Source organism: Capilliphycus salinus ALCB114379, from assembly GCF_047276495.1.
Classification (GTDB): domain Bacteria; phylum Cyanobacteriota; class Cyanobacteriia; order Cyanobacteriales; family Microcoleaceae; genus Capilliphycus; species Capilliphycus salinus.
This window is the reverse complement of the sequence record NZ_CP178543.1, coordinates 1757701-1781191: the sequence shown is the minus strand read 5'-3', so window position 1 is coordinate 1781191 and position 23491 is coordinate 1757701. Positions and strand designations below refer to the sequence as shown.

The following is a 23491-nucleotide window of genomic DNA, read 5'->3' as shown; positions in this document are numbered from 1 at the left end:
TAAAAAAAATAGACTATGATTGATATTATCCTTATTTTTCTTCAACCTGCGTAGAAATTTTATGAGTCTAGATATCGCCGCCCAGGTGATGGAGTCATATACCCAAATTGACGAAAAAATAGAAACGTTTCAGGCTGAAACTCAACTGTATTGTCCGACGGGATGCGGTTGGTGTTGCGAGAGTCCGAACGTTGAAGCGACGCCTTTAGAAATGTTACCTCTGGTGTTGGAATTGTTTCAACGGGGAGAGGTTGAACAGTGGCTTAAACTCGCCGAGGAGTCCGACTATCAAGGACAATGTATTTTCTACAAACCCGACCCGTTTGTGATGGGAAATGGTCGCTGTCAAGTTTATCATTCGCGGCCGACAATTTGCCGGTTGTTTGGGTTTGCGACGGTAACTTCCAAGTCGGGAGAGGTACAGTTAGCCGCTTGTGTTCGTCATAAAGCCGCCATGCCTCATATTGTCGCACAAACTCAGGCGGCAATTGATGAAAAGACGGTTCATCCTCCGAATTTTGCCGATATCGCCCAACAAATAGCCAGTCTTGAACCGGGGTTTGGTCATCAGCGTTTGCCAATAAATGAAGCGTTGAAAGTTGCGGTTCAAAAGGTCGGGCTGTATTTGCAAATGTTCGGTCAAAACGAGTAATCAATAATGATTCTGTAGGGGCGGGTTCTAGACCATTTCTGATTCCCACTATTAAACTTAAAAAAACCGCCCCATCCCCAAAACCAAATTAATCAAGCGGATAGGTTATGAATCAGTATCGGAAAATATTGAATCCTTTAAAATTAATTTAATATCTCTAGAAATCGGTAAGTTATCAATCTCTTGACATAGGTTTGTCTTGCTTTCACCGTTGGAAACTCGTTCTTGATAAATACCGACAAGCAAAGCTTCTAAACCATACTTAGTCAAGGCATCAGAAGCCAGTCCAATAATTCCTAAGAACACGATTCCGCCAATCATTCCACCCGGTCCTAACATTGCTAATGCAGCAGTAATAGCAGCAGCCCCCGTTAATCCCGTTGTTGCCATTGCTATCAATAAAACAACAGCAGGTAAACCAATTCCAGCTAATTTTCTCACAATTTCATCCATGACGCACGTTCCTTTGAGTCTGTCAGTTCATGTCTTTAGTTTAAACCTAGAAACTGTTTCGCCGCATCAGTGAAAACACAGAAATATTCATGTGATTTTTCAATGGGGAAATTAGACGCTATACGGTTGATTAATTTTGTTCTGGGGGCGGGTTTACCTCAATCTCGAGATAAAAAACCCGGTAACTTCTGCGAAACCGGGTTTTGGGAATGTTCTTATTATTAAAAATCCGGTTTCTATTGAGTTCGGTGTCGGCGATAGTAATTCGCCCCAAAAATCAAAATTCCGATTAAACTCAAAGCCATAATTAAGGGTAAAATATCCCCGGTTTTAACCGCTTTTAAACCCGAACTTCCCAACATCACAAACGGCAAAAGACCGGGAACGGTTCCAAGCGTTGTACCGATGAGATAATCTTTAAAAGAAATAGACGTTAAACCCGAGGTAAAATTAACCAAACCGTAGGGAATTATCGGCAATAATCGAATCGCAAACAGATAAAATAATCCCCCCTGGCGAATTTCTGCATCGATAACTTTCCAGCGTCCGGCTAACTTTTTTTTGACCCATTTTCGCCCAACCGTTCGAGTAAAAGTAAACGTAATAATAGCTGCGGTTATCGCCGCAATACTCGTCCAAAGCGTCCCCCACCACACCCCAAAAAACGCCCCTCCCAAGAGGTTTAAAGCGGTAGAAGGTAAAATCAAAATTGTGGCAACGGTATAAACGAGAATGTAGAGAATGGGGGCAAATATTCCCATTTGTTGTAACTGGGTTTGAAGGCGTTCTGAATCCAAGTGACTGAGAACGTAAAACGCAATTATTGTAATAATACCACAGAAAATAATCAGTTTAACCCGTTTATTTTTAGTGTTTAACACAGATAAAATTCCTCTATTTTTGATGTTGATTGGCTTCTTTTTCAAACCCGTAACAGTCCCGGACAATATACAGAGGTCGTCGTTTAACCTCGTCGTGAACCCGACTCAAATATTCTCCAATTACCCCCAAACTAACCAACTGAACGCCGCCCAGAAACAGCGTAACCACCATAATTGAAGCATAACCCGGAACATCAATTCCAAAAATTAACGTTCTCAAAATCAAAAAAGTTGCGTAGAGAAAAGCCAGCACAGAAATCAACAAACCAATATAACTCCAAACTTTCAACGGTAAAGAACTAAACGAAGTAATTCCATCCAAAGCAAAATTCCAAAGTTGCCAATAATTCCACTTCGTTTCCCCTTGAAAACGGGGCGGGCGGTCGTATTCTATCGCAGTTTGTTTGAAGCCAACCCAAGCAAATAAACCCTTCATAAATCGATGCCTTTCTGGGAGTAATTTTAAAGCCTCTACGACCCGTCTATCCATCAACCTAAAATCACCCGTATCACTCGGAATAGGAACGGGCGACATCTTCCCAATTGTGCGATAAAATGCACTTGCGGTTTTGCGTTTTAGCCAGCTTTCTCCCCGACGAGAGCGCCGTTTTGCGTAAACAACATCATAGCCTTCTTGCCATTTTAAAATCAAGTCTTTGATTAATTCGGGCGGGTCTTGCAAGTCGGCATCAATGGGAATAATCGCCTCACCTCTCGCGTATTCAATTCCCGCAGTTAACGCAATTTCTTTCCCAAAATTTCGAGAAAAATTAACCACTTTAATCGCGGAATTTGCACGGTGATACTCAATCAAACGTTTCAAAGTGTTATCGCGGCTTCCATCATCAATACAGATAATTTCATAGGTGAGGTGAAGTGAATTGAGAACAGAAATCAATCGGGTAAATAAGTCATCAAGACTCTGTTCCTCGTTGTAGCAAGGAACCACCACAGAAAGCACCACAGCGTTAAGATTTGAAACCATTTTTGTGATCCGCTAAACTAGAGGAGAAATATAATCTATCCGGAATCTATTATCAAGGACAACAGTATAGATGTCGAAAATTAGTCTAATGTTGCCAAAAAACATTTATCATTAAAATATCAATCTGAACAGAGTGATCAACTTGGGGCGATGAAACGAATTGTATTAATTGCTGGATTTGAATCGTTTAATGCCGATTTGTACCGTCAGGCGGCTAATTTTGCCTCTCGTCGCTGTGGAGATTTAAAAATTGACGTTTTTAGCGATCGCGCTATTAGTAGCGAACCGGAGGCAGTAGAGGCGGCGTTACAGCAAGCCGATGTATTTTTTGCCAGTTTGCTGTTTGACTACGACCAAGTTTTATGGTTGCGGGAACGGGTGCAAAATATCCCGATTCGTTTGGTGTTTGAGTCGGCGTTAGAATTGATGAGTTTAACTCAAATTGGGGCGTTTAAAATCGGCGATAAACCGAAAGGAATGCCAAAACCCGTTCAATTTATTCTCAGTAAATTTTCCAGCGGACGGGAAGAAGATAAACTCGCCGGATATATTAGTTTTTTGAAAACCGGGCCGAAATTATTAAAGTTTGTACCCGTTAAAAAAGTTCAAGACCTTCGCAATTGGTTGATTATTTACGGCTATTGGAATGCGGGCGGAAGCGAGAATGTTGCCGCGATGTTTTGGACAATTGCCGAGAACTATTTAGACCTACAAATTGGGGAAATTCCGCCCCCCGTTGAAACGCCCAATATGGGTTTACTTCATCCAGAGTATCAAGGTTATTTTGAATCTCCCAAACAGTATTTAGACTGGTACAAACAAAACACTGAGAATAATCAAAACTCCGGGGTTGTTGGAATTTTACTCTATCGCAAACACGTTATTACCAAACAGCCCTATATTCCCCAACTCATTCGTTATTTTGAACAAGCGGGTTTAATCCCTTTACCCATATTTATTAACGGCGTTGAAGGTCATGTGGCGGTACGAGATTGGATGACAACCAGCTACGAAACCCAACAGCGTCAACAGGGCAATATTGAAACATTATCGCTGTCAAAAGAAGCCGTTGAAGTTGATGCTATTGTCTCTACTATTGGCTTTCCTCTCGTCGGTGGCCCGGCCGGTTCAATGGAAGCGGGAAGACAGGTGGATATTGCTAAAAAAATCCTCACCGCTAAAAACATTCCCTATTTAATTGCGGCGCCTTTACTCATTCAAGATATTTATTCTTGGACTCGTCAAGGAATTGGCGGTTTACAAAGTGTTGTTTTGTACGCTTTACCCGAACTTGATGGGGCAATTGATACCGTTCCTTTGGGCGGTTTAGTGGGGGAAAATATCTATATTATACCCGAACGGGTTAAACGGTTAACCGGACGAGTTAAAAATTGGATTAACCTGCGAAAAACGCCCCCATCCGAACGCAAAATAGCGATTATATTATATGGTTTTCCTCCCGGTTATGGGGCGACGGGAACCGCAGCTTTATTAAACGTTCCCCGCAGTTTAATTAAGTTTCTGAATGCGTTAAAAGAACGGGGTTATACCGTTGGGGAAATTCCAGAAGATGGGGAAGAATTGATTAAACAAGTGAAAGAAACGGACGAAGATGTTACGGGATTTTTCTCCAAAGATAAAGGCAAAAAGAGAAATATTGTTAATGTCAAAACCTTAGATAAATGGTTGGGGTATTTGTTCGCAAGTCGGATTGAAAAACAATGGCAATCCCTCACGGGGACGGGAATTAAAACCGATGGGGAAGATTTTAATATTGGCGGCGTTCAACTGGGTAATATTTGGATTGGAGTTCAGCCCCCCTTGGGCATTTCGGGCGACCCGATGCGGCTAATGTTTGAACGAGATTTAACGCCCCATCCTCAATATGCGGCTTATTATAAATGGCTACAAAATGAATTTAAAGCCGATGCCATTGTTCACTTTGGAATGCACGGCACCGTTGAATGGTTGCCCGGTTCTCCGTTGGGAAATACGGGTTATTCTTGGTCGGATATTTTACTGGGAAATCTGCCCAACCTCTACATTTACGCGGCGAATAATCCCTCAGAATCGATATTAGCAAAACGTCGGGGTTATGGGGTTTTGATTTCTCACAACGTTCCCCCCTACAGTCGGGCGGGATTGTATAAAGAATTGGTTTCGCTGCGAGATTTGATTGCAGAATATCGGGAAGACCCCCAGAAAAATTCGGCTTTGCAGGAAGCCATTTCTAAAAAGATTGTTGATACGGGTTTGGATGTCGATTGTCCGTTTGAAGAAGCGAAAAAATTGGGGATTGAGTTTAGTCCAGAAACGGCCAGAATGTTTAGTGTTGAGTCTTTATCCCAGTATTTTCTCAAGGTTTACGAATACTTACAAATCGTCGAACAACGTCTGTTTTCTTCGGGGTTACATACGTTAGGAGAAGCCCCAACAGAGGAAGCGTTAGACTCCTATCTACAGGCTTATTTTGACGGTCAAAATACAACAGAAATAGACTTTAAAACCCATCCCCAAGCCCAAATCATTCGGGAGTTGTTAATGCAAACCACCGACGAATTAACGAATTTATTGCGGGGTTTAAATGGGGAATATGTTCCGCCGGCACCGGGAGGAGATTTGTTAAGAGATGGGCCGGGAGTTTTGCCAACGGGTCGCAATATTCATGCGTTAGACCCCTACAGAATGCCTTCTCCTGCGGCTTACGAACGGGGCCGAGAAATTGCCAAGAAAATTATCAATCAACATTTGCAAGAAAATAATAAATATCCCGAAACGGTTGCCGTGATGTTGTGGGGTTTGGATGCGATTAAAACACGCGGAGAATCCATCGGAATTATGTTAGAATTGGTCGGTGCAGAACCTTTAAAAGAAGGTACGGGTCGCATCGTTCGTTATGAACTCAAACCGTTAACAGAAGTCGGTCATCCCCGGATTGATGTGTTGGGGAATCTTTCGGGTATTTTCCGCGATAGTTTTGTCAATATTATTGAGTTAATTGATGACCTGTTTCAACGGGCGGCTAACCTCGATGAACCCCCGGAACAAAACTTTATTAGAAAACACGCTTTAGAATTGAAATCTCAAGGCGTTGAGAATCCTTCCGCCCGTCTTTTTTCTAATCCTGCGGGTGATTTTGGTTCGTTGGTTAATGACCGGGTTGTTGATGGAAATTGGGAATCTGGAGATGAACTCGCCCAAACTTGGGAAGGGCGAAATGTGTTTAGTTACGGACGGCAAGATAAAGGTCAAGCCAGACGGGAAGTTATGACGCAATTGTTGAAAACAACCGAAAGAATTGTGCAGGAAATTGACTCGGTTGAATACGGTTTAACGGATATTCAAGAATATTACGCCAACACGGGCGGCTTGAAACGGGCGGCTGAAAAAAAACGGGGTAAAAAAGTTAATGCTAGCTTTGTCGAAAGCTTTTCAAAAGATACGACACCCCGGAATTTAGAAGATTTACTTCGCATGGAATACCGCACTAAATTGTTAAATCCCAAGTGGGCGGAATCGATGTCAAATCAAGGGAGTGGTGGCGCCTATGAAATTTCTCAACGGATGACGGCTTTAATCGGTTGGGGGGGAACTGCGAATTTTAAGGATAATTGGGTTTACGACCAAGCCGCAGAAACTTACGCTTTTGATGAACAAATGGCGGAAAAATTACGCCAAGCAAACCCCGAAGCTTTTCGGAATATTGTTAGCCGAATGTTAGAAGCAAACGGTCGGGGTTTATGGCAAGCTGACTCAGAAAAATTGCAAAAATTACAACAGTTATATGAGTCAGCCGAAGCTGATATCGAAGGAGTCAACATATAAAAAGTCAAGATATAAAAACCCGGTAACTTTATCGAAACCGGGTTTTTGGAAAATATCTGTGTTAATTCGTGTTTTCAGAATCGGTTTCTGAGGGAAGCTGTTCAAGAAAAGCGATAACTTCAGCAATCTCTGTAAAATCCAACAATTCCTCGCCCAAAGCGTCTAACTGAGTCAGAGATAAACTCCGAATTTGTTGGGGAAGTTGGGGGGGAAGTTCACCAAACCGACGAGTTAATAGACGAATAATTAAACTCGCTTCTCCTTCTCCTCGTCCCCGTTGAATTCCCTGGCGAACTCCTTGTTGAATTCCTTGTTGAAGAATATCTTGATAGATAACAGATTCTCGCATAATATCCTCCCGGAGTAATTGTTGAATCAGTGTTTTGTCGTATCTTAAACCCGCTATAATTTGAACTGCGGCTAAGACATTTCGACGCTGTTCTATTGCTTCAATTTTAGCCACTTCTGCGGCGACTTGGGTTAACAACGTTTCTGGGGAATTGGTTTGGGCTAGAGGTGCTAAGGGTAACAAAGCCCTATCATTCAGGAAAATAGCGGGATTTTGTTCCCACATCCGAATCACTCGATAGCGATGTCGGGTTGTTTCCGTGACAAATTCTTCGGTAAAAACGACTTCGGAAGTTGTCGTTTGCAGAAAAATAATAAACTGTTGAATGGGACGGCGATATTTGCGGTAAAGTCTCACCCAATAGTCCAACATCCGCAAGGGTAAAGGCGGTTCGGAAGTGGGTTGAGTTTGAAATTCTAGATGCAAAATTTGCGAGGATGTTTCTAAAAACGTGATAGCATCCGCACTAATGGGTTCGAGACTGAGTTCGGTTTTAAGAACTTGAATTGTTCCGGGATTTGTTCCCAGTAACCACCGTGCAAAAGTAGCCGGAGATTCTTCAGCAAGCCGTTTACAAAGGTTATCGTAAGCCAATGTTAGCTGATGAAAATATTATTGTTTTATTTTACAAGATGTGGTTAATATAGGCTTGTATTTTAAGTGATTGTAAACTTTAACCCGTTTACCGACATTCAGAAAGCCATCCAGTTGTCCACACGGCACCAAAAATCATTCCATGATTACCATTACCCGAATAATCTCTAACAATATTACCAGAACCTTCCTCAAAAGACCAATAACTAATCAGTCCTGGTTTTCTACCTCGAATAGACTTGAGCATACCTGACTGTATTTCTGCATTACTTAATGCCCGATTCCAAATACTGACTTCATCAATTTTACCTTTAAAGTGTGTAGCAGAGGGATTCACTGAGTCCCAACCTATTAACAGAGGATGTCTAGAGGAAATATTATAGTTAACAATTCGAGAACTGGTAAAAGATGCAATCTTTTTTCCATCGGCAAAATAGGTAATATTATTCTGGTATTTACGAGCTACAAAGTGATGCCATTGATTATTAAGTAAGTTCGGTTGATTTTGATAGTCAATCCAATTCGTATTATTGTATTGAACAAAGGGAATTTTATTCTGACTTCCTCGCCAACGACCATGAAATCCAAAGAGAAATCCTGTTCCTTCTCTTTGGCGATTAGATAGGATTTGAGGATGAAGCTTTTGTTCACTTTCTAGTGCATAAACTATTGCGGATAAGGTAAAATCCCCGCTACCAATCTGGTTAATTATACGGTTGTTCTTAATCTCGACATAATCATCAACTCCATCAAATAACAAGGCAAAACTTTTTTTACGGATGAAAAAAATTGACATAACTAATATTTTTTTGAGTTTTGATAGACTTTAAAAAAGATGTTATCACTTAAATTATACCACCAAATTGAGGATTAATATAAGATAATATCTGGCAGATTAATGAGTATTATGGAGCGGGGCGGGTTGAAAATGAACCTGCCCCTACGCTTGGGATTATTGATTCGTCGGATATCATATAAGTTAAAATATACTTGTGAATGGGTAATAATCATCCTCTAGCTTTGTGAAAGCTACTGAAAAAGTTATCTCTCAAGTGCCATTGCCTAAACTACAAAATCTTCTATCCTAGTAATAGTGTATTATTCCAACATCCATGTCTCTAACTGAAGAAATTCTCACTCAAATACCCGGAAACCCCCTGAACGGACTGCGAAAAGCAGACAAGATGTGGAACTCGCTCAAAAACAATCAAGTTCCCATTCCCCAAACCGTTGAACGCAACTTTGAACCCCTCGGAACCATTGATTATGATGTCGCTATTTGTGGCGGAACCTTGGGAATTTTAATCGGCGCTTCCTTGGCGAGTCGGGGTTGGCGAGTCGCGTTAATTGAACGGGGAATTTTAAAAGGACGAGAACAGGAATGGAATATTTCTCGCCAGGAATTAGAAGTATTTTTAGCGTTAAATTTACTTTCTCCTGACGAATTAAACCAAGCGATATCAACCGAATATAATCCCGCCCGTTTGAGTTTTCCGAGTCTTCCCGATATTTGGGTGAAAGATGTTTTAAATATTGGGGTTGACCCGGTTTATTTACTCGAAACGCTCAAAAACCGTTTTTTAGAAGCGGGAGGTAAACTGTTTGAAAATACATCTTATGAAGCCGCAACCGTTCATCCGAACGGGGTGAAAATTACCGCAAAACAAGATAAATCCCAACTGAATCTTAACACCCGATTACTGTTAGATGGAATGGGGCATTTTTCCCCAATTGTTCGACAAGCCAGACGCGGAGAAAAACCCGATGCGGTGTGTTTGGTGGTGGGAACTTGTGCGACGGGATATCCAAACAATGAAACCGGGGATATTTTTGCTTCGTTTACGCCTTTAGAAAATCAATGTCAATATTTTTGGGAAGCTTTTCCCGCCAAAGATGGACGCACAACTTATTTATTTACCTACATGGACGCCCATCCCGAACGGTTTAGTTTAGAATTCTTTTTTGAAGAATATTTACGGTTGTTACCCGAATATCAACAGGTTGAACTCAGTCAATTAACGTTTAAACGGGCTTTGTTTGGCTTTTTTCCCTGTTATAAAAATAGTCCTTTAAAAACCCCTTGGGATAGAATTCTACCCATTGGAGATAGCAGCGCCAGTCAATCTCCTTTAAGTTTTGGCGGCTTTGGTTCGATGGTGCGTCATTTACAACGATTAACGGTTGGAATTGAAGAAGCTTTAAAAACCGAATGTCTCGATAAAAATTCGTTAACGCTGTTGCAACCCTATCAACCGAGTATATCAGTAACTTGGTTGTTTCAACGTTCGATGAGTGTGGGCGTTCATCAAACTATTAACCCGGATAACATTAATAATCTATTAGCCGCAGTGTTTCAAGAGATGGAACAGTTGGGCGATGGGGTTCTCAAACCTTTTTTACAGGATGTTGTGCAGTTTTTCCCCTTGGCTCAAACTTTGTTTAAAACCAGCCTTTCTCATCCCGATATGGTCTTTAAAATCATTCCCCAAGTTGGGTTAACACCGTTGTTAGAGTGGACGGTTCACTATTTTAATTTAGCCGCTTATACGGCGTTATTTTCTGTCGGAAAAAACCTCGAACCATCAATTAAAAATCTTCCGCCCGTGCAACAATATTATTATCATCGTTGGTTAGATGCTTGGAAATATGGTTCGGGTCAAGATTATCACGGCTAAATCACTAAATTTTACTGTGCGGAGGGCGGGTTTATGAATGTTATTTGTGAGAAACATACATTTTCTCTGAACCCGCCCCTACTGGCGATTTCATGTCCGATTAATTGATGATGATTATGTAGGGGCGGGTTCTAGACTATCTTTGACACCCATTAGTTAATTAAAAAAACCCGCCCCACCCCCAGAAATTACTCAAATGCAGTTTCTAGAGTTGAGTCAAATCAAATCTAAAGAGCGCCGACGTTTGCTAATCCTAAAATTACACCCGTACCGACAATATGACCCAAACAAGTTGACCCAATTAAGGCGGCTAAACTCATCCCTAAAAAGGTGTTCGGTGCGGGGCCAACATTGGGCTTTTGAATAACAGCTTTCCCCACTGCAAACATGGCAACATTGCAAATAATCATCACAATTGCAACTTTGGGACTCCAGGAAGTAGTGGTTACGGTGTTAGCTGTTGCGGCGATTAATTCTAAATACATCAATTGACCTTCTCCTTTGTTTTTCGAGGTTTACAAAATTGGATTAAGAATCTTAGTTTCCTTTTCTTATCACGAACTTGGTAGTCAAAACGGTTCTTGTTGCAATCCTTAATATTTCCCCACATTTAGTTAACTGAATTTAAGGAATCTATCCCCAGATAGAGACCCATTCAACCGGGCTTCTGAACTTGAATCACCTGAAGACTACCCCCCGCACAAAGCCGCTGTTGGGGAAAATCAGCCCCCTGCGCTTCCGACAAATTAGCCCGAAACCCCACCTCAGAGAGTAACGCCATCAAATCTGTTTGTAACAATTGCCAAGCCGTTTCCGTTTCAAACACCCACAAAAACACAGCAATTCCGGGCCAAAAAAGCGGGTTGTTGGGGCGATGAAAATCAACCAAGGTAAACACCCCTCCGGGCTTGAGAACCCGATAAACTTCCTCCAGAATTTGTCGTAACTGAACCGGATTCATTTCGTGCAACGCCGCACTGGTATGAACCACATCAAATTCATCATTGCCAAAGGGCATTTTTTCCGCAAAGGCTTCCACATATTCAGCCTTAGGAACGTTGTGTTTTGCGCGTTTTAATGATAGAGGAGACGCATCCAACCCGACAACATTTTGAGAATGCCGGACCAAAACCTCCGTCGCCTGTCCGCTGCCACAACATAAATCCAACACTTTGGTGTTAGAATCAATAGATAACCCTTCCAATGCCAATCGCCGAAAACGGGCTTCTCCGCCCACGCTCAACGCCGCCAGACGAGAAATCGAATCGTAAAGCCATTGGTAACGGTAGCTGAGACTTCTGAAAATTGTTGCCATATCTGGATATTTGAATTTTTTTGCTATCGACTTTGCCCCAAGATCAGGCTACTATTATTAAAATAGGTAACAAAGATTAAAAATTGGGGATCACAAACCGCTATGGGACGAGTCGGAGTTTTATTGTTAAATCTGGGCGGGCCAGAGCAACTCGAAGATGTCCGCCCCTTTTTGTATAACCTATTTTCCGATCCGGAAATCATTCGTCTGCCCTTTCGTTGGTTGCAGAACCCCCTGGCTTGGTTAATCTCGACTTTGCGTTTCACCAAATCTCAGGAAAATTATAAAGCGATTGGGGGCGGTTCACCCCTGCGACGGATTACCGAAGAACAGGCCGTCGCCCTTGAGGAAAAGTTAAAAGAAAAAGGGCATGACGTTCAAATCTACGTCGGAATGCGCTATTGGCATCCGTTCACCGAAGAAGCGCTCGTCAGAATTAAGCGCGACCAAATTGAACAACTGGTGATTTTACCTCTGTATCCCCAATTTTCCATCAGTACCAGCGGTTCTAGCTTCAGACTGTTAGAACGACTTTGGTCTGAAGATCCGGTTCTGCAAAAAATTAATTATACCGTGATTCCCTCCTGGTACGATCGACCCGGCTATTTACGGGCGATGAGTCAACTCATTGCCGAAGAACTCGATCACTGTGAAAATTCAGAACAGATTCATCTGTTTTTTAGCGCTCACGGAGTTCCCCTGAATTACGTTGAAGAAGCCGGCGATCCCTATCAGAAGGAAATCGAAACCTGCACCCAGTTGATCATGGAAACCCTCAACCGTCCGAACCCCCACACTCTAGCTTATCAGAGTCGAGTCGGCCCGGTTGAGTGGCTCAAACCCTACACCGAAGAAGCCATTCCCCAACTCGCCACTGAAGGCGTAGAAAACCTGATGGTCGTTCCCATTAGCTTCGTCTCCGAACATATCGAAACCCTCGAAGAAATCGATATGGAGTACCGCCATCTCGCCGAAGAATCGGGAATTAAGAACTTTTATCGAGTTCCCGCTTTAAATACCCATCCGGTATTTATCGAAGATTTGGCCGATATGGTGATTGAAGCTTTAGATGGGCCTCAAGTCAAATTTGCAGAAGTCGCTCATCCCCCGAAAAAAACCAAAATGTACCCCCAAGAACGTTGGGAGTGGGGAATGACAACCACCGCCGAGGTTTGGAATGGTCGCTTGGCAATGATTGGGATAGTCGCGGTTTTGGTGGAATTAATTATCGGTCATGGCCCTTTACATTTCGTCGGTTTGCTGTAAACCCGATGGCTTAGTCAGGATTTCGTTTTTCACCCCGAGGGCGATGGCGTTGTTTGGGGTGACTTTGGGCGGTGTACCATTGATACCATTCTTTGGAACTGCGAATCGCCAACCACAGCAATAATAAAGCGATTAATCCTCCCTGTTGCGGGGCGTCAAAGGCGAACACCACCAGGGAAATGCAGAGAATATCTTGGAAAAAGATCATCCAAATTGGTAAACCTTGCAAACGGTAAAACCATCCCACCTGTACCAGTTGCAACACCAACGCCAGCAAACCCCCCGTTACTCCAATTAACCCCACCAGCCATTGGGGAAGATCCGCAGCTTGGGCGATGGCAATTCCCATAATCGCCCCCACAAACGGACTGCAAGCCAGTTGAATGAAGTTTAAAATTCGCTGTCCCAGTAACTGTTTCGAGGCGAACAGTTCAAACAGCGACCAACTCACTAAAATCCCCACCACCCACTGGGGAGAAAACTGAGACAAAAAAGGAACACGCGACCACAAATCCGCTTGCAATAAGCCAATTAAAAGTAAGGGTAAAGCAATTCTCATCCCCGCTGCGGCTGATGCAGATAGGGCAGCTAGGAGTTCTATCATAATATTGTTTAGGTGAGTAGTTGATCACAATTTCAGCCGAGATACAACCAGAGTTTCTTATGGGTTAGAGTCGGGAGTTGAAAACACAAGACTCCTACCATTTAAACGAACTGAGTTCGAGTTGGTCACACTATACAGTTTTACATATTCCTCTCAAATTGCGCTAGTCCTTTTTTTAATAAAAAATTAAAATCATCTCGAAAATCTGGGTTGCAGTTTATCCCGCCGATCAACCTCCTTTTCCTTCTTAACTTTGATTGCGATTTGATACATAGAATCAACAATCTGAATAACTCAAAATTACCATGATATGACTTAAATTATTGAGTAGATCCTAAACCTCATGTCTGATTCCCTTTTTGCCGATGCCAGCCAAAGACTTGAACGCGCTTTAAAGTACGTCTGTCTCTCCGAAGATACCACCGAACGTTTGAAATTCCCTAAATCCAGTTTAGTGGTTTCTATTCCCGTTCGCATGGATAACGGCTCATTAAAAATTTTTCAAGGGTATCGAGTGCGGTATGATGACACTAGAGGGCCAACCAAAGGAGGGGTGAGATACTATACATCTGTCTCCCTCGATGAAGTCACCTCTTTGGCTTTTTGGATGACCTTTAAATGCGCCGTTTTAAACTTACCTTTTGGGGGTGCAAAAGGCGGAATTACTGTTAATCCCAAAGAACTTTCAAAACTCGAATTAGAACGTTTGAGTCGCGGATATGTCGATGCGATCGCCGATTTTATTGGCCCGGATATTGATATTCCCGCCCCCGATGTTTACACCAACCCGATGATTATGGGATGGATGATGGATCAGTATAGCATCATTCGCCGTCAACTTTGTACCGGCGTTGTGACGGGTAAACCCATCGCTTTGGGTGGAAGTTTGGGGCGGGATACAGCCACAGCAACGGGCGCTTTTTTTGTCCTGGAAATTATTATGGCAAAATTAAGTCAATTTCCCGCCAATACAACCGTCGCCATTCAAGGGTTTGGAAATGCCGGCGCCACTCTCGCCCAACTTCTCGCCCAAGCGGGTTATAAAGTCGTTGCGGTGAGTGATTCTCAAGGGGGAATTTATGCAAAAAATGGCTTGGATATTCCCAGCGTGAGACAGTTTAAAGAATCCAATAAAAGCGTGAAAGCGGTTTACTGTGAAGGCAGCGTTTGTAATATTGTTGAACATGATATTATCAGCAATGAAGAACTTTTAACCCTCGATGTTGATGTTCTCATTCCCGCAGCCTTGGAAAATCAAATTACCGTTGAAAATGCCAAAACTATCAAAGCAAAATATATTTTTGAAGTGGCAAACGGGCCGATTACTTCCGAAGCAGATCGGATTTTAGAAGAACGGGGAATTCGGATTATTCCTGATATTTTAGTGAATGCGGGAGGCGTAACCGTTAGTTATTTTGAGTGGGTACAAAATCGCAGTGGATTGTACTGGACGCTTGAAGAAGTTAATCTTCGTCTCAAACAAAAAATGATTGCCGAAACCGAAGAAATTTGGAGCCTTTCTCAAGAGCTTGCTATTTCCATGCGAACCGCTGCCTATGTACACGGTTTAAATCGGTTGGGAGAAGCGATTAATGCCAAAGGAACCCGTGATTTTTACCTCAAAAACTAACTTATATGATCTCCAATTGATTAATTTTCTTATGGGGGTGGGGCGGGTTTAATTCAATCTCGAAGTGATCATCAAGATCTCGGATGAACCCGCCCCTACAAAGCGGATGTTAATTAGTCGGATATCATCCCACTTAATTCAATTAGGAATTCTGAATTATGAAAGGAACTCCCGGACAAGAGAAAAAAGCTCTCTGCTGTCCAATAATTAATCCTTTTTGTTCTTCAGAATTGACCGTTCATAATTCTGTTGATTTGCTTTTATTCTACCCGCCAAATATAATCAGAAATTGGCGTTTTGCTCCCAACCGATTCTTCCGCTATCGCCGAAAAAATCACCGAACGCTGAATTAAATTTCGATTGTTTAAGCGCCGTTCAACTCGACTGGGAATTCCATAATTATAGATAATATGACCTTTTCCAGCCAAAACAATCACTTGAGAATTGGGATGATTATCAAGGTATTCGGCGATAGTTTCCGCCATCGTTTCATCCCAAAGCACTTGAGCTAAAAAGAAGTTTTCAAACGCCTCGCTATTGCCTTTTCCTTGATGATGTTGTTGATAAATTTCTTGTAGCATTTGCCGATATTCGGCGTTATCCGTGCGAATTTCAGTCAGGGGCGGGATATAAGTTTTGTCTTCGGTTGTTAAGCTTTCTAAGCCGCCTCGAGCGACTTTTCGGGTGACTTCAGTCGGAGTATTTAACGCTAAAACTGGGATTTTATTTTGACGAGCGAATCTCAAAATTTCGGCATAATTTGACCAGGGAAAACCCCAACGTTGCAAATATTCGCTTTTCTCAATTAACTCCGTTTCGCTAATTTCTCCCGCAATGTATTGATCTAAAACGGGTTGATAGGGACGCTGAAACATTTCTAGAGCGATCGCCATTTGAGGATTTTTTTGGTATAATTGTTGGATGATTTGCAGTTGAGCTTGATGATCCGGAGTGCGATCGTGAGTTTCTCCTAAATACACGACATCCGCAGTCGCGAGATTTTGCAAAATCTTCTGTTGTTCTTCGCCCATCAGGGCGTATAAGTTAGAAAAACCGGGAAAAGCATAAAAATCCTGAGGATGTTCAGCCCAAACCGGAGACGTACACCAAAAAAATAATCCCAGCGACCAGGTTAAAATTTTAGCAAATGTAACTTGATTCATTTTGATTGATTTTATGAAAACTCGACGCTATACATTTTAAACCGATAAAAAATCTCTAGCTTGATTGTTTGCTAGAGATGAGATTTTGTCAAATGGGTTTTAATCAGTTTTCTTTTTAAATTCAATAGATTTTAGAAGGCAAAAAAAAAATGTTAGACACCATCAGTCTTGTTTGCGTTCAAACTCCTTCCATTGTTTGGGAGTAACCGTGAAATTTCCTCGCAAAGCAGCAATTAACTGAGGTTTTACCGCTTTTGCCCATCGATCAAAATTAAATTCCTCATAACCGATATCTACGAGGAAATCTTGAGAATGTTTTTTGTTTTTGGTTGTGTTTTCCATATCCCGCCTTTTAAGTGACATGACTCGTTTTACACTGGTGTTCCCAAACAGAATGTGATTGGGTGCAAAAATCGTCCTCGGATAGTCCCTCCTTTCTCGGGGTTCTAGTCTAGACTTTCTCTGCGACACCTCAACAGTGATGTTGCGTTTCACCCGAACAACTCACTGACTATATTTTCTCGGAAAAGGTGACAAAATTCAAGGGTAAAATCGAATCTTGGAATCAGATTGATGCAGTTTTGGAATGATGAAACTTACCCCAGATAAATCTCTGGTCAAAAAAAATCTTGACAGAAATAACAGTAGAGTTTCTGATCTTTAATCTTCAAGTTTTATTAACAGGTTCTTTTCGAGCAATTAAATCTAAAGTTATTAATTCTATTTTCGATCAATTCTTTTCTCTGAAGTTCACCAATTATACAACATTGGTTCTCATCCTTGCCAGTCTCCCCAACAAAAACTCCAAGCGTTGATCGGGTCAATCAAGGATACAATTGATTGTAGGGGGATAACAGCCCAGTCAGGGGAAGAAGATTCTTGAAATTACCCCAGGACTCAACACGAAGGTGACAAATTAATAATTTTCATCCAGATTGCTTTTATTGGAAAAATTTTCTATTATCCTCTATTTTAGAGCGTTTTATAACTTGAGATCAGAATGACTAGACTTGTTTTACTCATTGATGATGAAGATGATATTCGCGAAGTTGCTCAAATGACTTTAGAATTCATTTTAGGATGGCAAGTGATCACGGCTCAATCCGGCCCGGAAGGACTCACCAAAGCTTGCCAAGAACAGCCCGATGTAATTCTACTCGATGTGATGATGCCCGAGTGGGATGGACTAATGACATTTCAAAAACTACAAGCCGAACCCAAAACTAAGGATATCCCCGTCATTTTACTAACAGCACAAGTACAAACCGAGAAACAACGCCTATTTGCTGAGTCTGGAGTCAATGGAGTCATTACTAAACCCTTTGAACCTCTCACCTTAGGGAATTTAGTTGCTCAAATTTTAGATTGGAGTTGACTCCAACAGTATTTTTGAATTGAACTTCAACAAAATTTGAGCAAAACTCATCCTTTCGACAGAGTACATAAAGCTCAAAAAAGTCTTGTTGTTTTTAATGTCGATTTCGCTCTCAAGTATCAAGTTTTGTAAGCCAAAGTATCAAGTTTTGTGACAAGTTTGATCTGATGTATGTTTTAGCTTTATCTTAAAATATATAGTAATGATAGTTTCCCCTGACCGGGTGACTGTCTACAATTTCCCAAGGAGGTCACAACCATGCCTGGGGTTTATATCATTCTACTCGCCTTTACTATCGGTTGCATCTGGGTTTATTTACAAACATCCGAAGATATTCCATTTGTTTTAGCAGGGCTAACCGGACTAGCTTGTTTTGTGTGGGGATTTGCATTCACCCATTGGAGTCTTCAAATCTTGATTCTGTGTGGATTATTAGGCTGGTACAAATTTTATCTGCCCGAACGCTTACTGGTGCAGCAGGTGGAGAAAATCATCAAAAAATAAACTCAATTTTCAAGTTGTTATAAAATCAAACCATAAAACCCCTTTGACGCTCCAGTTTTAAGGGGTTTTTTATCATAAATACTAAAGGTTCCCGAAGTACACACTCGGAAACCGAATCAACTATAGCTCAACTATTGTGTATGGCAGCACTAAACAATTCAACTGACTTAGGGTAAATTACATTAAGCCAATTTGAGAAAGAATACCTTGGCCGGTCAGATATTCAGTTGCAATTCCAATCACGAAACCCAGCATAGCCAGACGACCATTCCAAGTTTCAGCAAACTCTGTAAATCCGAACTTAGGTTGTTGGTTTTCCATGTCTGAAGACTCCTTTGTTATCTCTGTCACCTATACAAAAGTTAACATAACTTCCCCCAAATGTGCAACATTTTTTTACAAATTCCAGAAAAGGGGACAGGGGACAGGGAATAGGGAATAGGGAATAGGGAACAGGCGCTCTTGCAAAAGGCGCTCTTGCAAAAGGCAATCTTGCGCTCATGCAAAAGACAGTTATCAGTTATCAGTTATCACTTACCACTGTTCACTGTTAACTGGTCACTGGTCACTGTCTCCTGACTCCTGACTCCTGACTCATTACATAAATTCTCTGTTTTGTCAAGATGTCTGTTTTGGGCTTGGCCTTGGTCTTTCAAAATTCGTGCGTCGGGGTTGCTACTTTTTTGTCAGAATCTTCTGAGATTTAACGAGATAATCGGGGTTTTAGCCTCTATTTTGACGTGTAGACAGAGTAACCCCTTGGGTGGTGTTTTTTATAGCCTACCAGAAACCCTATATTTTCGTCAACTTTTTGAAAATTTTTCTCAGTAAAAATTTCGATTTTTTCCCAAATATTTTATTTATTAAAACAACTTCGTAAAATTTATTAGAAAAACTTATGATTTTGGGGCGACAGTTGAGTGCAGGGTTGAGAGTTGCAAGTTAATTAATTGAGGAGTTTTGAAAAGCCTATATTTAAACCGAAATTGTCGTGAAGCGGGGCGGAAAAAGCACCTTATAGGTCGGCACAGATTTCCATTATTCTAGAATAGGTCAAGTCCGAGGATTTGTCAATCGAAAATCGGGGAAATTTTGGGGGAATATTTTCAGGAAAATTGACAACTTTAGGAAGAAAAAAAGCGATCGCCGATTTAGGAAAAAAGCGATCGGATTATTAGGGGACAGGGAATAGGGAATACTGTTCACTACGGCGCCCTCATCCGACATAATGAACTGTTGTAAACAAGCGATGGATCGATCAACCCGATGAATATCCGCATAGGTAACGGCTACGATATCCACAGACTGGTAGAGGGACGACCCTTAATTTTGGGTGGAGTTCACATCGAACACGAACGGGGACTCGAGGGAAACAGCGATGCAGATGTGTTAACGCACGCTATCATGGATGCAATGCTAGGCGCACTCAGCCTCGGCGATATCGGACTCTACTTTCCCCCCACCGATAAAAAATGGACGGGCGCAGACAGTTTAGTTCTACTCGATCAAGTCCATCAAATGATTCAACAGCGGGGTTGGAAAGTCGGAAATATTGACTCTGTAGTTGTCGCCGAACGACCCAAACTCAAACCTCACATTTCAGCAATGCGCGAGCGCATTTCCTCGGTTCTCCAGATCCAACCCGAACAAGTCGGTATCAAAGCCACAACCAACGAAAAATTAGGCCCGGTGGGACGAGAAGAAGGAATAGCCGCCTATGCAGTCGCCTTGCTCGAAGCAATGTAAACAGCCTTGTCAAGCCTTGATAAGCTCTAAAATGCCATCACCCAGGCGATCGATAAATTATCGAATTCAACCCGTGCAAGTTATGAAATCTCCCCTATTTCCGGTTTGGCATCATGGACTGAAAATCGCGATCGCGGGCCTGTTGGCGATCGCCCTGTCCGCCTGCGGGCCGGCCCAATCCAGCCTTCCCTCTCGTTTGGTGGTTCCTACCCCGAGCGGGCCTGCAACCTTTAACTATCCTCTCAATTCATCAGCTTACAGTATATTTGGCTATATTTACGACTCCCTGTTACGAGAAAATCCCTACACGGGGGAACTCGAACCCGGACTTGCAGAATCTTGGGATGTTTCTCCCGACGGACAAAAAATTGTCATCACCTTACGGGACAATTTAAAATGGTCGGACGGAGAAGATATGACCGTTGATGATATTATTTTCACCTACAATCAAATCTATCTGAATGAGAAAATCCCGAGCGGAGCGGCCGATATTTTACAAGTCGGAGAAAGTCGTCAATTTCCCACCGTTAGAAAGCTAGATAATCGTCGGGTAGAATTTTCTGTTCCCGAACCTTTCGCGCCCTTTTTGCGCTACGCAGGCGGCTTACCCATTTTACCGTCTCACGCTTTAGCCGAGTCCGTTAATACCCTCGACCAAGAGGGAAATCCGGTGTATTTAAGCACTTGGGGAACCGATACCGATCCCGATAAAATTGTTGGAAACGGCCCCTATCGTCTGGGAAGTTATGCGGCAAATCAGCGAGTTATTTTAGAAAAAAATCCCTACTATTGGCGCCAAGATGAACGGGGAAACGAACAACCTTATATTGAGCAAGTGGTGTGGCAAATTATGGAAAGTACCGATACTCAACTGCTCAATTTTCGCTCCGGGGCGTTAGATACTTTAGAGATACAACCCGAAGCTTATCCTTTGTTGAAACCGAACGAAGAACGGGGAAAATATACCATTTATAGTTCGGGTCCAGACACCGGAACCGTTTCCCTCGCTTTTAATCTCAATCAAGGCAGAAGTTCCAACACCAATCAGCCTTTTGTTCCCCCGGCAAAATCCCGTTGGTTTAATAATAAACAATTTCGACAGGCGATTTATTACGCAATTAATCGGGAGGTGATGAAAAATAATATCTACTTGGGTTTGGGGGCTTTAAAACATTCTCCGATTCCGGTACAAAGTCCCTATTATTTGTCTCCCGAAGAAGGACTAAAAACCTACGAGTACAATTTAGAAAAAGCCAAAGAAATCTTAGCAAAGGAAGGATTTACACTTAAAAATGGTCGGTTAGTTGATGCGGAAAATAATCCCGTAGAATGGACAATATTAATTTCATCCGGCAATAAAATTCGAGCGCAAATGGCAACCCAAATCACTCAAGATTTAGCCAAACTGGGGATTAAAGTCTACACTCAACCTTTAGAATTTAATACCTATGTGAACCGCTTAAGAAACCGGAACTGGGAGAGTTATTTGGGCGGTTTTACCGGGGGATTTGAACCGCACGGAGGTTATGTAATTTGGTCGGTAAACGGACGATTACACAGCTTCAATCAAGGACCCCAACCCGGACAGGAAGATATTGTCGGCTGGACCGTTGCCGACTGGGAACAAAAAATAGACGATCTTTATGTACAAGCTTCTCAAGAGTTAGACGAAGAAAAACGTAAAGAATTGTACGGTCAAGCCCAACAAATTATCGCCGAACAACTGCCCTTTTTGTACATGGTAAATCCCCTTTCCTTTGAAGCGATTCGCGATCGCATAGAAAATCTAGAATATACCCCCTTAGGCGGTGGATTCTGGAATCTGTACGAACTTAAAATCAAAGAATAATTGCCAATTAAGCCCACCCTTTCTTTAAACTTGAAAATGAATCCAGAAGCCTTACAATACTTACTCGAATCCGTCGCCACCGGTCAAGTCAGCCCCACAGAAGCCCTGCAAAAAATCAAACATTTTGACTTTGAACCCGTCGGAGACTTTGCCCGGATCGATCACCATCGCAAACTCAGAACAGGCTTTCCCGAAGTCATTTGGGGACCCGGTAAAACCCCAGAACAAATCATCGAAATTATGCAAACCATGCGACAAAATCACCCCACCGTGATGGCGACTCGCATTGAACCCGAAGTCTATGAAAAATTAAGCGCAAAAATTCCCGATCTCGTCTATTATCCGAGCGCCCGAATTTGTGCAATAACCTCCCAAACCTCGCCGCCCAAATCCCAACAAACCATCACGATTTTAACCGCAGGAACCGCCGATTTACCCGTCGCCGAAGAAGCCGCCATCACTGCGAGTTTATGCGGTTTTCCCGTCAAACGACTCTGGGATGTCGGAGTCGCCGGCGTACACCGCTTGTTGAGTAACTGGCATTTAATCGCTGAGGCGGATGTATTAATTGTAGTTGCGGGAATGGAGGGAGCATTACCCAGTGTAGTCGCCGGTTTAGCCGACTGTCCGGTTGTCGCCGTCCCCACCAGTGTCGGTTATGGAGCCAGTTTAAACGGTTTAGCCCCCTTGTTAACCATGTTAAACTCCTGTGCGGCGGGAGTCGGAGTTGTTAACATTGATAATGGCTTTGGTGCCGCAATTTTAGCTTGCCAAATCTTACGAGTGGCACAAAAACAACAAACCGCTCCCTAAGTCCGCAGGGTTTTCCGCATAAACAGCCGTTTGGGTTGACCAAACAGCCAGGAATTCCAGCCGCGATCAATTTCGGCCAATCGATAACCCGCTTTGAAATACAATCGTTTGGCGGGTTTGTTATTTTCTAAAACGTGCAGGTACAGTTGAGAATATCCCCATTGACTGGCAATCAACTCACAGCGAGATAGCAATTGCTGGGCGACTCCCAGACGTCGGTACTGGGGATGAACCGCCAGATTCGACAAATAGGGAAATTGGCGGGTTCTCGAAGTGATCCAAGAATTGGGGGATTCTCTGGGAGAGATGCTCACCGAACGCAGGCCCATTTCCACCGTTCCCACCAAAACATCGGTTGTTAGCGGAGAGTTGGGGACTTGAGGACGGGCGGAATTTGCAGTTACGGCAACCAAACAGACATAATAGTCTGAGGAAGCCGTCAGACGGTTGCGTAAATCTTCGTAAATTCCCAAACGCAGGATCGGATAAGCCCATCCGAGAAAGCCTTCGCGAGAGTGGAAGCTGTCGGCTAAAACCTCTGTTAAGGCCAGCAGATCGGCGGATGTAGCTACTCGGATCTTCAACTGAGAAGGATTGGGAGAAGATCCGGAAATTGACGAAGTGGGGGATGTTGAGGCCAAGAAGAATGGATTCACGATTGAGAGTTCATGTTATAACACTTTAACCCATCTTAGATTCAGCGATCGCAATTGCACCGATCGACTTCGGGGCTTTGGATGTCTTCTGTTGCCGGGTCAAACCAATGAACAATAGATCAGAATATGATTGATATGGGTGCATTCTAGACAACC

Annotated in this window: 22 protein-coding genes; 10 read left to right on the top strand and 12 right to left on the bottom strand. The window is 42.6% G+C overall.

Features of this window, described 5'->3' with window-relative positions; all coding sequences use genetic code 11:
• Nucleotides 1-61: 61 nt before the first annotated feature.
• Nucleotides 62-652, top strand: a complete 591-nt coding sequence (locus tag ACL6C3_RS07415; protein WP_413166527.1) for a YkgJ family cysteine cluster protein — start codon at nucleotides 62-64, stop codon at nucleotides 650-652.
• Between the two features lie 105 nt (nucleotides 653-757).
• Here the strand turns inward: ACL6C3_RS07415 and ACL6C3_RS07410 are convergent, their stop codons facing one another.
• The 3 genes from ACL6C3_RS07410 to ACL6C3_RS07400 all read right to left on the bottom strand — a co-directional run bounded on the left by ACL6C3_RS07410 (nucleotide 758) and on the right by ACL6C3_RS07400 (nucleotide 2971).
• On the bottom strand, nucleotides 758-1105 hold the full coding sequence (locus tag ACL6C3_RS07410) for a hypothetical protein (protein ID WP_413166526.1): 348 nt from the start codon (nucleotides 1103-1105) through the stop codon (nucleotides 758-760).
• Nucleotides 1106-1341: 236 nt separating this feature from the next.
• The gene (locus ACL6C3_RS07405) at nucleotides 1342-1986 is read right to left on the bottom strand and encodes a TVP38/TMEM64 family protein (protein WP_413166525.1); all 645 of its coding nucleotides are present in this window, start codon (nucleotides 1984-1986) and stop codon (nucleotides 1342-1344) included.
• A gap of 13 nt (nucleotides 1987-1999) precedes the next feature.
• The gene (locus ACL6C3_RS07400) at nucleotides 2000-2971 is read right to left on the bottom strand and encodes a glycosyltransferase family 2 protein (RefSeq protein WP_413166524.1); all 972 of its coding nucleotides are present in this window, start codon (nucleotides 2969-2971) and stop codon (nucleotides 2000-2002) included.
• Between the two features lie 150 nt (nucleotides 2972-3121).
• Here ACL6C3_RS07400 and bchH point away from each other — a divergent pair, with 150 nt between their 5' ends.
• Complete coding sequence (gene bchH, locus ACL6C3_RS07395) at nucleotides 3122-6796, top strand: magnesium chelatase subunit H (protein ID WP_413166523.1); 3675 nt, start codon at nucleotides 3122-3124, stop codon at nucleotides 6794-6796.
• A 61-nt stretch (nucleotides 6797-6857) separates the two neighbouring features.
• Here the strand turns inward: bchH and ACL6C3_RS07390 are convergent, their stop codons facing one another.
• Nucleotides 6858-7739 carry an Rpn family recombination-promoting nuclease/putative transposase gene (locus tag ACL6C3_RS07390; protein WP_413166522.1) on the bottom strand — a complete coding sequence of 294 codons (882 nt, stop codon included), beginning with the start codon at nucleotides 7737-7739 and terminating at the stop codon, nucleotides 6858-6860.
• An 88-nt stretch (nucleotides 7740-7827) separates the two neighbouring features.
• The gene (locus ACL6C3_RS07385; RefSeq protein WP_413166521.1) at nucleotides 7828-8535 is read right to left on the bottom strand and encodes a LamG domain-containing protein; all 708 of its coding nucleotides are present in this window, start codon (nucleotides 8533-8535) and stop codon (nucleotides 7828-7830) included.
• Nucleotides 8536-8851: 316 nt separating this feature from the next.
• On the opposite strand from ACL6C3_RS07385, the gene ACL6C3_RS07380 reads away from it, so the two are divergent.
• Nucleotides 8852-10414, top strand: a complete 1563-nt coding sequence (locus ACL6C3_RS07380) for an FAD-binding oxidoreductase (protein ID WP_413166520.1) — start codon at nucleotides 8852-8854, stop codon at nucleotides 10412-10414.
• Between the two features lie 227 nt (nucleotides 10415-10641).
• Here the strand turns inward: ACL6C3_RS07380 and psaK are convergent, their stop codons facing one another.
• Nucleotides 10642-10902 carry a photosystem I reaction center subunit PsaK gene (gene psaK / locus ACL6C3_RS07375; RefSeq protein ID WP_413166519.1) on the bottom strand — a complete coding sequence of 87 codons (261 nt, stop codon included), beginning with the start codon at nucleotides 10900-10902 and terminating at the stop codon, nucleotides 10642-10644.
• Between the two features lie 167 nt (nucleotides 10903-11069).
• A complete protein-coding gene (locus ACL6C3_RS07370) occupies nucleotides 11070-11729 on the bottom strand; it encodes a class I SAM-dependent methyltransferase (RefSeq protein ID WP_413166518.1) in 660 nt (219 codons plus the stop codon).
• Nucleotides 11730-11831: 102 nt separating this feature from the next.
• On the opposite strand from ACL6C3_RS07370, the gene hemH reads away from it, so the two are divergent.
• Complete coding sequence (gene hemH, locus ACL6C3_RS07365; RefSeq protein WP_413166517.1) at nucleotides 11832-12995, top strand: ferrochelatase; 1164 nt, start codon at nucleotides 11832-11834, stop codon at nucleotides 12993-12995.
• A 10-nt stretch (nucleotides 12996-13005) separates the two neighbouring features.
• Here the strand turns inward: hemH and ACL6C3_RS07360 are convergent, their stop codons facing one another.
• A complete protein-coding gene (locus ACL6C3_RS07360) occupies nucleotides 13006-13599 on the bottom strand; it encodes a DUF4126 domain-containing protein (protein WP_413166516.1) in 594 nt (197 codons plus the stop codon).
• Nucleotides 13600-13942: 343 nt separating this feature from the next.
• Between ACL6C3_RS07360 and ACL6C3_RS07355 the strand changes: the two genes are divergently transcribed.
• A complete protein-coding gene (locus ACL6C3_RS07355) occupies nucleotides 13943-15229 on the top strand; it encodes a Glu/Leu/Phe/Val family dehydrogenase (protein WP_413166515.1) in 1287 nt (428 codons plus the stop codon).
• 260 nt (nucleotides 15230-15489) lie between these two features.
• Here the strand turns inward: ACL6C3_RS07355 and ACL6C3_RS07350 are convergent, their stop codons facing one another.
• The gene (locus tag ACL6C3_RS07350) at nucleotides 15490-16392 is read right to left on the bottom strand and encodes a ChaN family lipoprotein (RefSeq protein WP_413166514.1); all 903 of its coding nucleotides are present in this window, start codon (nucleotides 16390-16392) and stop codon (nucleotides 15490-15492) included.
• A 162-nt stretch (nucleotides 16393-16554) separates the two neighbouring features.
• Nucleotides 16555-16734 carry a hypothetical protein gene (locus ACL6C3_RS07345; RefSeq protein WP_413166513.1) on the bottom strand — a complete coding sequence of 60 codons (180 nt, stop codon included), beginning with the start codon at nucleotides 16732-16734 and terminating at the stop codon, nucleotides 16555-16557.
• 658 nt (nucleotides 16735-17392) lie between these two features.
• On the opposite strand from ACL6C3_RS07345, the gene ACL6C3_RS07340 reads away from it, so the two are divergent.
• Together ACL6C3_RS07340 and ACL6C3_RS07335 are read left to right on the top strand one after the other, a co-directional pair.
• Complete coding sequence (locus ACL6C3_RS07340; protein ID WP_413166512.1) at nucleotides 17393-17767, top strand: response regulator; 375 nt, start codon at nucleotides 17393-17395, stop codon at nucleotides 17765-17767.
• A gap of 258 nt (nucleotides 17768-18025) precedes the next feature.
• Nucleotides 18026-18271 (top strand): hypothetical protein, encoded by a 246-nt coding sequence (locus tag ACL6C3_RS07335; protein ID WP_413166511.1) that lies wholly within the window; start codon nucleotides 18026-18028, stop codon nucleotides 18269-18271.
• A 177-nt stretch (nucleotides 18272-18448) separates the two neighbouring features.
• On the opposite strand, the gene ACL6C3_RS07330 is transcribed toward ACL6C3_RS07335, so the two are convergent.
• A complete protein-coding gene (locus ACL6C3_RS07330) occupies nucleotides 18449-18592 on the bottom strand; it encodes a chlorophyll a/b-binding protein (RefSeq protein WP_413166510.1) in 144 nt (47 codons plus the stop codon).
• Between the two features lie 945 nt (nucleotides 18593-19537).
• Between ACL6C3_RS07330 and ispF the strand changes: the two genes are divergently transcribed.
• The 3 genes from ispF to larB all read left to right on the top strand — a co-directional run bounded on the left by ispF (nucleotide 19538) and on the right by larB (nucleotide 22679).
• Nucleotides 19538-20017: a 2-C-methyl-D-erythritol 2,4-cyclodiphosphate synthase gene (ispF, locus tag ACL6C3_RS07325; protein WP_413166509.1), complete on the top strand. Its 480-nt coding sequence runs from the start codon at nucleotides 19538-19540 to the stop codon at nucleotides 20015-20017.
• An 82-nt stretch (nucleotides 20018-20099) separates the two neighbouring features.
• A complete protein-coding gene (locus ACL6C3_RS07320; RefSeq protein WP_413168277.1) occupies nucleotides 20100-21866 on the top strand; it encodes an ABC transporter substrate-binding protein in 1767 nt (588 codons plus the stop codon).
• A 36-nt stretch (nucleotides 21867-21902) separates the two neighbouring features.
• The gene (gene larB / locus ACL6C3_RS07315) at nucleotides 21903-22679 is read left to right on the top strand and encodes a nickel pincer cofactor biosynthesis protein LarB (RefSeq protein ID WP_413166508.1); all 777 of its coding nucleotides are present in this window, start codon (nucleotides 21903-21905) and stop codon (nucleotides 22677-22679) included.
• On the opposite strand, the gene ACL6C3_RS07310 is transcribed toward larB, so the two are convergent.
• The gene (locus tag ACL6C3_RS07310) at nucleotides 22676-23320 is read right to left on the bottom strand and encodes a GNAT family N-acetyltransferase (RefSeq protein WP_413166507.1); all 645 of its coding nucleotides are present in this window, start codon (nucleotides 23318-23320) and stop codon (nucleotides 22676-22678) included. The two genes, larB and ACL6C3_RS07310, sit on opposite strands and share 4 nt — an antisense overlap.
• Between the last annotated feature and the right edge of the window lie 171 nt (nucleotides 23321-23491).

Bases quoted from the DNA above. Each gene is read 5' to 3' on its own strand.
- ACL6C3_RS07415 (WP_413166527.1), top strand. From the start codon at position 62: ATGAGTCTAGATATCGCCGCCCAGGTGATGGAGTCATATACCCAAATT.
- ACL6C3_RS07410 (WP_413166526.1), bottom strand. From the start codon at position 1,105: ATGGATGAAATTGTGAGAAAATTAGCTGGAATTGGTTTACCTGCTGTT.
- ACL6C3_RS07400 (WP_413166524.1), bottom strand. From the start codon at position 2,971: ATGGTTTCAAATCTTAACGCTGTGGTGCTTTCTGTGGTGGTTCCTTGC.
- bchH (WP_413166523.1), top strand. From the start codon at position 3,122: ATGAAACGAATTGTATTAATTGCTGGATTTGAATCGTTTAATGCCGAT.
- ACL6C3_RS07385 (WP_413166521.1), bottom strand. From the start codon at position 8,535: ATGTCAATTTTTTTCATCCGTAAAAAAAGTTTTGCCTTGTTATTTGAT.
- ACL6C3_RS07380 (WP_413166520.1), top strand. From the start codon at position 8,852: ATGTCTCTAACTGAAGAAATTCTCACTCAAATACCCGGAAACCCCCTG.
- ACL6C3_RS07370 (WP_413166518.1), bottom strand. From the start codon at position 11,729: ATGGCAACAATTTTCAGAAGTCTCAGCTACCGTTACCAATGGCTTTAC.
- hemH (WP_413166517.1), top strand. From the start codon at position 11,832: ATGGGACGAGTCGGAGTTTTATTGTTAAATCTGGGCGGGCCAGAGCAA.
- ACL6C3_RS07360 (WP_413166516.1), bottom strand. From the start codon at position 13,599: ATGATAGAACTCCTAGCTGCCCTATCTGCATCAGCCGCAGCGGGGATG.
- ACL6C3_RS07355 (WP_413166515.1), top strand. From the start codon at position 13,943: ATGTCTGATTCCCTTTTTGCCGATGCCAGCCAAAGACTTGAACGCGCT.
- ACL6C3_RS07350 (WP_413166514.1), bottom strand. From the start codon at position 16,392: ATGAATCAAGTTACATTTGCTAAAATTTTAACCTGGTCGCTGGGATTA.
- ACL6C3_RS07345 (WP_413166513.1), bottom strand. From the start codon at position 16,734: ATGGAAAACACAACCAAAAACAAAAAACATTCTCAAGATTTCCTCGTA.
- ACL6C3_RS07340 (WP_413166512.1), top strand. From the start codon at position 17,393: ATGACTAGACTTGTTTTACTCATTGATGATGAAGATGATATTCGCGAA.
- ACL6C3_RS07335 (WP_413166511.1), top strand. From the start codon at position 18,026: ATGCCTGGGGTTTATATCATTCTACTCGCCTTTACTATCGGTTGCATC.
- ACL6C3_RS07330 (WP_413166510.1), bottom strand. From the start codon at position 18,592: ATGGAAAACCAACAACCTAAGTTCGGATTTACAGAGTTTGCTGAAACT.
- ispF (WP_413166509.1), top strand. From the start codon at position 19,538: ATGAATATCCGCATAGGTAACGGCTACGATATCCACAGACTGGTAGAG.
- ACL6C3_RS07320 (WP_413168277.1), top strand. From the start codon at position 20,100: ATGAAATCTCCCCTATTTCCGGTTTGGCATCATGGACTGAAAATCGCG.
- larB (WP_413166508.1), top strand. From the start codon at position 21,903: ATGAATCCAGAAGCCTTACAATACTTACTCGAATCCGTCGCCACCGGT.